This window comes from Phenylobacterium sp., from assembly GCF_037968635.1.
Classification (GTDB): domain Bacteria; phylum Pseudomonadota; class Alphaproteobacteria; order Caulobacterales; family Caulobacteraceae; genus Phenylobacterium.
This window is the reverse complement of sequence record NZ_JBBKVV010000196.1, coordinates 1-8,149: the sequence shown is the minus strand read 5'-3', so window position 1 is coordinate 8,149 and position 8,149 is coordinate 1. Positions and strand designations below refer to the sequence as shown.

Annotated in this window: 9 protein-coding genes, 2 tRNA genes and 1 pseudogene; 4 read left to right on the top strand and 8 right to left on the bottom strand. The window is 64.9% G+C overall.

The window, feature by feature from the left end:
• Positions 1 to 263, bottom strand: a pseudogene (locus AAC997_RS20760) (5-aminolevulinate synthase); the annotation flags it as partial.
• A gap of 133 nt (positions 264 to 396) precedes the next feature.
• On the opposite strand from AAC997_RS20760, the gene AAC997_RS20755 reads away from it, so the two are divergent.
• The 3 genes from AAC997_RS20755 to AAC997_RS20745 all read left to right on the top strand — a co-directional run bounded on the left by AAC997_RS20755 (position 397) and on the right by AAC997_RS20745 (position 2,907).
• Positions 397 to 768 carry a Rap1a/Tai family immunity protein gene (locus AAC997_RS20755; RefSeq protein WP_340647611.1) on the top strand — a complete coding sequence of 124 codons (372 nt, stop codon included), beginning with the start codon at positions 397 to 399 and terminating at the stop codon, positions 766 to 768.
• Between the two features lie 382 nt (positions 769 to 1,150).
• Positions 1,151 to 1,999 carry a universal stress protein gene (locus AAC997_RS20750; RefSeq protein WP_340647610.1) on the top strand — a complete coding sequence of 283 codons (849 nt, stop codon included), beginning with the start codon at positions 1,151 to 1,153 and terminating at the stop codon, positions 1,997 to 1,999.
• Positions 2,000 to 2,070: 71 nt separating this feature from the next.
• Positions 2,071 to 2,907: a universal stress protein gene (locus tag AAC997_RS20745; protein WP_340647609.1), complete on the top strand. Its 837-nt coding sequence runs from the start codon at positions 2,071 to 2,073 to the stop codon at positions 2,905 to 2,907.
• An 86-nt stretch (positions 2,908 to 2,993) separates the two neighbouring features.
• Here AAC997_RS20745 and AAC997_RS20740 read toward each other — a convergent pair whose 3' ends face one another.
• Positions 2,994 to 3,653 (bottom strand): helix-turn-helix domain-containing protein, encoded by a 660-nt coding sequence (locus tag AAC997_RS20740; protein WP_340647608.1) that lies wholly within the window; start codon positions 3,651 to 3,653, stop codon positions 2,994 to 2,996.
• Between the two features lie 391 nt (positions 3,654 to 4,044).
• Positions 4,045 to 4,121, bottom strand: a tRNA-Pro gene (locus tag AAC997_RS20735).
• A gap of 127 nt (positions 4,122 to 4,248) precedes the next feature.
• On the opposite strand from AAC997_RS20735, the gene AAC997_RS20730 reads away from it, so the two are divergent.
• Positions 4,249 to 4,322, top strand: a tRNA-Gln gene (locus tag AAC997_RS20730).
• 37 nt (positions 4,323 to 4,359) lie between these two features.
• Here AAC997_RS20730 and AAC997_RS20725 read toward each other — a convergent pair.
• The 5 genes from AAC997_RS20725 to AAC997_RS20705 all read right to left on the bottom strand — a co-directional run.
• Positions 4,360 to 4,977: a DDE-type integrase/transposase/recombinase gene (locus tag AAC997_RS20725; protein ID WP_340647607.1), complete on the bottom strand. Its 618-nt coding sequence runs from the start codon at positions 4,975 to 4,977 to the stop codon at positions 4,360 to 4,362.
• Positions 4,978 to 5,187: 210 nt separating this feature from the next.
• Entirely contained in the window at positions 5,188 to 5,679 is a 492-nt protein-coding gene (locus tag AAC997_RS20720) for a hypothetical protein (RefSeq protein ID WP_340647606.1), read from the bottom strand.
• 11 nt (positions 5,680 to 5,690) lie between these two features.
• Positions 5,691 to 6,554: a hypothetical protein gene (locus AAC997_RS20715; protein ID WP_340647605.1), complete on the bottom strand. Its 864-nt coding sequence runs from the start codon at positions 6,552 to 6,554 to the stop codon at positions 5,691 to 5,693.
• A 67-nt stretch (positions 6,555 to 6,621) separates the two neighbouring features.
• Positions 6,622 to 7,584: a hypothetical protein gene (locus AAC997_RS20710; protein WP_340647604.1), complete on the bottom strand. Its 963-nt coding sequence runs from the start codon at positions 7,582 to 7,584 to the stop codon at positions 6,622 to 6,624.
• Positions 7,581 to 8,149 (bottom strand): SPOR domain-containing protein (locus tag AAC997_RS20705; protein WP_340647603.1); only part of this gene is annotated, 569 nt, incomplete at its 5' end. The genes AAC997_RS20710 and AAC997_RS20705, both read right to left, overlap by 4 nt.

Genomic DNA, 8,149 nt, shown 5'->3' with positions numbered 1-8,149 from the left:
CCGGAAATGTTGCGGGTGCCGCCCGAACCGCCGCCGGCCTCATCGATGGCCGTGTGCATGGCGTCCAGGACGACCGGGTTCTGGCCCTGGCCAAGATAGTCATTGGAGCACCAGACGATGACCTCGGACCGACCGCCGTCCTCACGCGTCCAGGTCGCCTTGGGGAACTGCCCCCGGTGGCGCTTCAGGTCGGCGAAGACCCGGTAACGCCCCTCGGCATGAATCTGCTCAAGAGCGTGTCGGAAAGGGGCCCTGAGATCCATGTCACAAGCTCGCATTCGCCGGATCAACTCGACCCAGGCCTCTCATGGTGTGTCTCGAGGCGCGCGCCATTGATCTGGGTCAAGCTTGCGATGGATCAAGGCGCCGGCGCGCTGCCTGCGAGACGATTTGCGCATGAATTGGTTCTTCCTCATCTCGCTGGTGACGGCGTCGCCGCTGTCACCGTCGCCGCAGGCCGTGCAGGGCTTCATGACCGCATCAGACCTGACGGTGCTCTGCACGCCGCAGGACGAGAGTTCAGCACTCTGCCTCGGCTACCTGGTGGGGGCGGTCGACCAGCTGCTTGCGCGCCAGGCGCGGCGCTCCGCCGCTCGCCATACCATCTGCCTGCCCAAGGGCATGACCGCAGAAACGATGCGCGGCGCCATCATGGCTCGCCTCGCCCGCGACCCGCGGAACCGGCCCCATGCGGCGGCCGATGCGGTCCGCCACGCCGTCGAGGCTGAGTACGCCTGCCCCCGAGGCGGGGCGCCTGCGGACCCCTAGACTGTTTGACCTCGATCAAGGAGCGCCTCGCGCGGCCGCCCCAACTTGGGCGCAGCCGTTGGGAGCACACACATGTCCATTCACATCACCCCCTATCTCGCCATGGTCATCGTCGGCTTCGTGAGCTTCATTGTGGCCCTGGCCTATGGCCGGTTGCGATCCATGGGTGACGATGAACCCACTGACGGCTGACAACCCTTGGACGGCTTGCGTCCCTCTGGCGTTGGTGAGTCCACTTTCCGGCCTGCAGGCCAGCGAGTGGGCTCACGGACACCTTCGGATCCGGCTGGCGGTGTCGGGCGAACCTGGCGTCCGCGCTTGCGCCAGATCAAGGCAACCCTCCGCCCCAGGTGAGATGTCGATCCAAACATCGGAGCGCCACATGGCCATGCAAGACATCCTGCTTCACCTTGACACCTACCCGGAGCCGACCTCCGACGCGGCCATCGATGCGGCCGTCGATATCTCCGCGCGGCTGGGGGCGCAGATTACAGCCCTGGCGCTACAGATTTCGATCCCGGTCAAGAGCAACATCATCGCCGAGCGCCTGATTGGCCTTACCGGCTTGGCGCGGGAAGAGGAGGCCCGAAGCCTTGCCGCCTGCCATCATGGTCTGGAGCGTTTCAAAGGGCGCGCCGAGGCCGTGGGCGTCTTTCGGGGGACGCTGCTTGAGACGGCTTCGCTCGCGGACTTCGCGATGCATGTGGCGCGCCGAGCTCGCGCCCGTGACCTCTGTATCGTACCCATGGGCGGGTCGATGGACGGCCAGGACGGGGTCGTCGAGACGGTCATCTTCAATTCAGGGCGTCCCGTCCTGGTGATGCCCAACGAGGTCAAGGCGCACGCGAAACTCACCGGCGGGGTGGCCGTGGTCGCCTGGGACGGCAGCGTCGCTGCGGCGCGGGCCATGGCTGACGCCCTACCGATCTTGCGTGGTATGCGGCGCGTTCGAGTTCTGACCATCCTCAACGAAAAAGCCGCGCCCACCCCAGGCCTGGCGCAGGACGCGGCGCGACATCTCCAGGCGCATGGCATCGAGACAGCGATCGATGAAGTGGACGCCAAGGGCGAGTTCATCAGTCGGGTCCTCGACAGCTATTTGGGCCGGACCGAGGCTGATCTCCTGGTGATGGGCGCCTACGGCCACTCGCGACTTCGCGAGTTGATCCTCGGCGGCGCCACCGAGCACATGCTGAGACGCGCTCAGCTTCCGGTCCTGATGTCCCACTGATCAACCCTTGACGGGGATCAAGGTGAGCCGCCCGGCGCAAGGGCAGCTTGAGGAAAATCGGAGGTGAGCTCATGACCTATCGCGACATCCTTGTTCATATCGATGACACGCCGGCGTCGGAAACGCGCGCGGCCGCCGCCGCCGAGTTGGCGCTTAGGTCCAACGCCCATCTTGGAGGCGTCTTCCTCAAAAGCGAGTTCCTGCGCAACTATATGGCCGGTGAAGCCCTGGCCTACATGTCGCCCAGCGACACCGCCTCCATCCTGAAGGACCATGCCTCGGCGATCCTCCAGGCCTCGGAGCGGGGCCGCGAGATTTTTGAGTCCGCAGCGGGCAGGGCCGGCGCATCCTCCGAATGGATGGTGATTGACGGTGACTTCACCGCCCCGATGTCGGCTTGTGCGCGACGGTTCGATTTGACCATCTTCCCCACCATCGCCTGCGCGGCGCTTGGCCAGCACACCATAAGCGCGGCGGATCTGGGTCTGAGTAGCGGCGGGCCAGTGCTGGTGTCGCCTGAGCATGGGCTAATGCGCAATCTGGGAAAGCGGGTGCTGATCGCCTGGAAGGGAACGCGCGAATCCGCTCGGGCCTTGCGCGACGCCTGGCCGCTGATCATGGGAGCCGAGCAGGTCCATATCCTGGTCGTGTCACCGCACGGCGAAGGCGGCCCCGACGGCTTGCTGCAGCGCCACTTCGAACGGCACGGCCGCGACGCGAAGCTCATTGTCGACCGCAGCTCGGACGCCTCGGCCGCGGCGGTCCTGCGCGCCCAGGTCAAGGCGCTGGACATCGATCTTGTGGTGATGGGCCTGTATGGCCGAAGCCGAATCCAGGAGCGCGTGCTGGGTGGCGTCAGTCACGACCTGGTCAGTGACCCGCCGTCGGCCCTCTTGATCTCGCACTGACGGCCAAACCCGCCAGCGCCTTCCGCGCAGGCCTGGGCGGTCTCCGAGGAGCAGCGTCCGTCCGCGCCTGGGAAGCCGCGATCGGCCTATTGAGCCATGCGAACGAGCGCGCTGCGGTTGCAGATGCGGAAGCTGCGGGTGCTGGCGAATTCCACCACCATGGCGCTCTGAAGTTGGGTCAGCATCCGCGAGACGGTCTCGATGGTCAGGCCCAGATAGTCGGCCATATCCTGGCGGCCCATCGGTAGGGTCACGGCCTCGGTGGCGCGGCGCGTGGAGAGGTCAAGAAGGAAGCTGGCCACCCGCTCCGCAGCGGTTTTACGCCCCAGAAGCAGCAGGTGGTCCTGTGCGCGATCCAGTTCGCGATTGGTCGCCGCCCAGGTGAGGCGGCCGAACGCACCGTCCCCGGCGACCGCGTGTAGCGCCGAGGCCTTCACGACCAGGATGCTGCAGTCACAGAGGGCTTCCGCCGAGAAGCGGTGGCGGCCGTCCGGTTCGACCCCGAACATCTCATCGGAATAGTAGAAGCCGCCGATCTGTCGCCGGCCGTCGCTCATGATGCGAGTTGTCCGCACGACGCCGCTGATCACACGATAAATGAGGTCGGCGTCTTCATCCTGGCCGTAGATTTCCTCGTCCTTCGCGAAGCTCATGCGGACGCCCATGCCCATCATGATGTCCGATGATGCGGCCTTCGTCTCGCCACGGAGCCTGGTTGCCTCGTCGAGGCTTTGCGTTTGGGTCATCGGCCAGTCCCTTGTTCGATGACCCATGGCTAAGCCTTGCCGGCTTGAGCCGAAATTCGTGTCTTCCCCCTAAGTAATTCTACGGAGGGCGTTTTGAGGTGGCGCCGGTTCTCCGCGGCCCGGGTGGACCGCGCGCTCCTGCGGGCGATGGCGGCGCGTCTGATCTCACCGAAGCGGTCTTGCAGTGCGCGCAACCTCGGTCCGTCTCGCCGGCTGGCCTGACCGCGCAGCCTCTTCCGTGGGACGGGTCCGAGCAGCAGGCGAAATCGACGTATGAGGACGGGTTGGTGGCTCTCGGAGAGCCAGGCGCGCGGGCCGTTTCCGCCTAACCGGCGGACTTCGCGGGACTAATTGGGCGCGGGAAAATCCCCCGCGTTGGCGGGGAAATGAATGGTCGGAGTGGCAGGATTCGAACCTGCGACCCCCGCGTCCCGAACGCGGTGCTCTACCAGACTGAGCCACACTCCGACTTGAGGAGGGGGCTTATAGAGGAGCGCTTTCCGTGCCGCAAGCGACCCTTAGGGGCGTTGCATCCGGGGAAGGCTTGCGCTATCTCCACGCCCTCGCGCGGGCCCCGGCCCAGCGGCGTTCCTGCTGGGGAATGGTGTAATGGTAACACAGCGGTTTTTGGTACCGTCGTTCTAGGTTCGAGTCCTAGTTCCCCAGCCAAGACTTTTCAGGGACTTACGAGCCCTGCGCGCCTTGCCTATCGGTGTGGTTTACAGCGCGGTTTACAGTTTCCGTTTCTGCCCTGTTCCGGTTGATCCGCTCGATCATCGCCAGGCCCATTTGTTCGCCCGTGATCCTGCGAAACCTCAGCATCGCCCGTTCTCGTCGTCGGAAAGGCAGATGGGAGTTTTCGGCCCGATTGTTGAGCTGGCGTCCCGTTTCCTGGAGATCGGCGGCGCCGATCTCTTTCAGTGCTGCGGCGTAGGGCCGGAGTTTGTCCGTGACGATGGCTCGCGGACATCCGTGGCGCTTCATCGCCCTTTTTGATGAATTTCAGCGCCGCAGCCTTGTCACGCGTGGTGGTGACGAAGGATTCCAGCACCTCGCCCTCGTGATCGACGGCGCGCCACAGGTAGCGCATCTGGCCGTTGATTTTCACGTAGACCTCGTCGAAATGCCAACGCCACGGGGTGTAGGCGCGCATGTGCTGAACGCGCCTCCTGCGGATCTCGGAGGCAAACATCGGACCGAACCGGTTCCACCAGAGCCGCGCCGTCTCGTGGCAGATGTCGATGCCGCGCTCGAACAGCAGGTTCTCGACGTTACGCAGGGCCAGCGGGTAGCGCAGGTACATCATGACCACCAGGCGGATCACCTCCGGCGAGTTGTCGAACCAGCGGAACGGATCGTGGACCTTTTCTGACGGGCCATTTCGCCCACCTAAACCCTACCCATTGTTGGCCGGTGCATTTGGGCTGACAAGGCCGGGTAGGGGGCCGCGGTTTACGAGACCGGACCCACGTCGCAATCCGTCGCCGAAATCTCCCGGCAATCCCACTCGCTTCATCGAAGGCTGGGCGCTGATCTAGCCTCGCGGCGACAGGATCATGATGGTGGGCGCCCCTGTCGTGGGGTCGATGCCTTCGGGCGCACGGGCGTTGGAATCCAGGTCTTTGGCCAGGCTGTCGATATCCACGGTCGTTGGCACGGGCGGGGCGCCAGTCCGTTCGGACATGATCTGGCGCAGACGTTCGAACTGGCTCTCGCTGCAGTCCAGGCCCTCCACCGGCGGGGTGCGGCCAAGCAGGATCGCCTCGCAGCGATCGAAGGCGGCCCTGGGTTGCGCCAGGGTCGTCTTGGACCCGGTCGTCGTACCGGCCGGGATCGGCGAGATCGTCAGGTTGGTCCTGGGCGCCGCGGCGTTGTCCATGCGGATGGAAGCCGGCGAGATAGGCCGGTTGTCGCCGATCTGGCCCATCTGGATGGCGGGACTGATCGGGCCGGCCCTCGCCGACTGAGCCCCTCCGGCGAGGATCAGCCCCGCCACGGCCGAGGCAAGGAGGCCCTGAACGGTCACGCCGCGACGCCTCAACGGGCGACGACCATGACGTGGCCGGGCGACTGCTGCACCGAAATGCTTGTCATACCAGTATAGGTGATCCCGCCTGCTGTGGTGGCCGCGCCGTTCTGCACGATAGAGAAGGCCAGGCCTGCGCCTCTCTGGGCCAGGTCGGCGATGTTGCCGCCATTGGTCTGTTCGATGGAGCCTGTCAGGTTGTCACCGTCCTGTGTCAGCGCAGCGGAATTTCTCCCGCCATCTTGGCTGATATGGCCCATATTCCCCGAGCCGCTCTGGTAGAGGCTAGCGAAACTCCCGCTCAGGGTTGGGGTCAGAAGTCCCTGGTTGACCAAGGCGTTGTTGTAGTCTCCCGACTGGCCGACCTCGCCATAGTCACCGTCGGCGGCCTGGGTGATCGCAGCGCTGTTGCCGCGGCCTTCCTGGGCGATGACGGCCGAATAGCCGGCGCCCGGCCCGGCTCCGGTGAGCCGCGACAGGAAGCCCGCGGGCAGCAGGGATCCGCCGCCCAGCGCGGTTGCGCCACTGACCTGGCGTTGGCTGATGTTGGCGGTATTGGAAACGCCGTCCTGGCCGATGTAGGCGACTTGGTCGGCGCCACCGCTCTGGCTGATGCTGGCGATATTGGCAGCCAGGGAGCCCACCTGCAGGACATGGGCCGTCGCGCCCTCGCCGTCTTGGGCGATGCAGGCCGCGCCGTTGGCCTGGGCCGTCTGGATGATGGTGGCGTTCGCGCCTTCGGCCCCGGCGCCCTGGCTGATTTCGGCCACGTTTCCGGTGCTGACCAGACAGGTCGCTGCGGCAGGACCCGAGAAGGCCAGACCCCAGAAGGCCGCCGAGATCAAAAGGCGCCGAGAAACTTTGCAGCCGATCATCTTGGTATTCCCACCTCCTGGACTCGTCAGGGTGACGCTGACGCGCCACCCTGACCTCAGAAACGCCCTACTGCTTAATGGTCGCGGTGTTGCGGTCGCCGCTCTGACTAATCGTGCTGGCGCCGCCGACGATGCTCTGTGTTACCAAGGCGACGTTGTAACTTCCTCCTTGGGTGATGACGCTCGAACTGGCGTTCCCGGCATTCTGGACCAGATCGACCTTGTTGGCATCGCCGTTCTGCATGATCGTGCTGGAGTTACCGTCCTTGATTTCCTGTTTTACATTGATCGAGTTGTCGTTTCCAAATCCGGTGATAAGGCTGAAATTGTTGTTGCTGAATTGGCTGACGGCGGTGTTGTTATTGTTGCCTATCCGCGCCGACATCGAAATATTTCTCTCGCCCGTCTGCGTGAATGTTGTTTTGGAGCCGTTACCGACGTCGCTAATGGAGGCGACCGAATAATTGCCTGACTGGTTGATGTTCGCAGTATTATTGTCGCCCAACTGGATGACCGAAGAGCCGCCGCCCAACCGCGTATCGCTCTGGCTCTGGATGATGGTGGCTGCGTTCGCGTCACCAGTTTGGAAGACCGATGCCGCCAGCCCCACGCCCTTCGTATTGTTTTGGTCGATGGTGGCGGTGTTGACGCCAACGCCGCTTGACACTTGGGTGACGGATACAATTGCGAATGCGCCAGCCTGTTTGATGCTCGAAGTGTTACCCGCCGCGCCTGACTGGTTGACTGTCGCCCACGCGCCCTTCGAGCTCGCCAGCTGGTCGATCGTCGATAGGTTGAGGGCCCTGCCGGCCTGGGTCACAGTGGCTTTGGCATGAAAGAATTTTAGGCCATTCCCTGCCTGAGTGATGGTCGACGCGCCTTGGGTTCCGTCGTTCTGGGTTACCTTCGCGTCGTTATAGTCGCCGGTCTGGGTAACGCTGCTGGTGTTGCCGGCCGCCAGCGCCGCGGAGGCGCCGAGGCTGATTGCGAGCGCCGAGACGGCGCCCAGCGTCAGAGTTCTGAAAGTCATTGTCTGGTCTCCTCAAAGGTTGCGGTGGGCGAGGCGTCGACCGCCTGGCCCTGGGGTTGGAACGAAATGTCCTCGACCGTTCCCGGCAGTCTGGCCGAAGCCATGCTGAAGCGGTCGGTCTGTCGCGACGCCTCAACAGGCGTCGACCGAGCGGCGATGGTGGCGCCCCGACCTTCCGGGCGGATCTTGATGATGCAGCCGCGGTCGCGGGACTTCAGCGCATCGCAGAAATCCTGGGCGGCGGCGGTGTCGGAGAATCCTGCCACCAAGGCCCGGTAGAGCGTCTGACCGCCCCGTTCGACGGGCTCCACCAGCCGCGCCTTGCCGTCCACATAGGCCGGGAAGGCGGCCGCAGTGTCCCGCCAGCCCGTCTCGGCTAAGGCCGCGGAGGTATAGGCGCCGATCTGCACAGCTGTCCGGCCCAGCGGCGCGGAGCGCGTGGGCGCCGCGGTCGCGAACTTTTGGGCCGGCTCCGCAGGCGCGGACGCGGCCCCTCGCGGCGTCGGCGCGGGGTAGGAAACCGGGATCATCGACGGGGCTTCGGCCGTCCGCCTCGGCGGCAGGG

Bases quoted from the DNA above. Each gene is read 5' to 3' on its own strand.
- AAC997_RS20755 (WP_340647611.1), top strand. From the start codon at position 397: ATGAATTGGTTCTTCCTCATCTCGCTGGTGACGGCGTCGCCGCTGTCA.
- AAC997_RS20750 (WP_340647610.1), top strand. From the start codon at position 1,151: ATGGCCATGCAAGACATCCTGCTTCACCTTGACACCTACCCGGAGCCG.
- AAC997_RS20745 (WP_340647609.1), top strand. From the start codon at position 2,071: ATGACCTATCGCGACATCCTTGTTCATATCGATGACACGCCGGCGTCG.
- AAC997_RS20740 (WP_340647608.1), bottom strand. From the start codon at position 3,653: ATGACCCAAACGCAAAGCCTCGACGAGGCAACCAGGCTCCGTGGCGAG.
- AAC997_RS20715 (WP_340647605.1), bottom strand. From the start codon at position 6,554: ATGATCGGCTGCAAAGTTTCTCGGCGCCTTTTGATCTCGGCGGCCTTC.
- AAC997_RS20710 (WP_340647604.1), bottom strand. From the start codon at position 7,584: ATGACTTTCAGAACTCTGACGCTGGGCGCCGTCTCGGCGCTCGCAATC.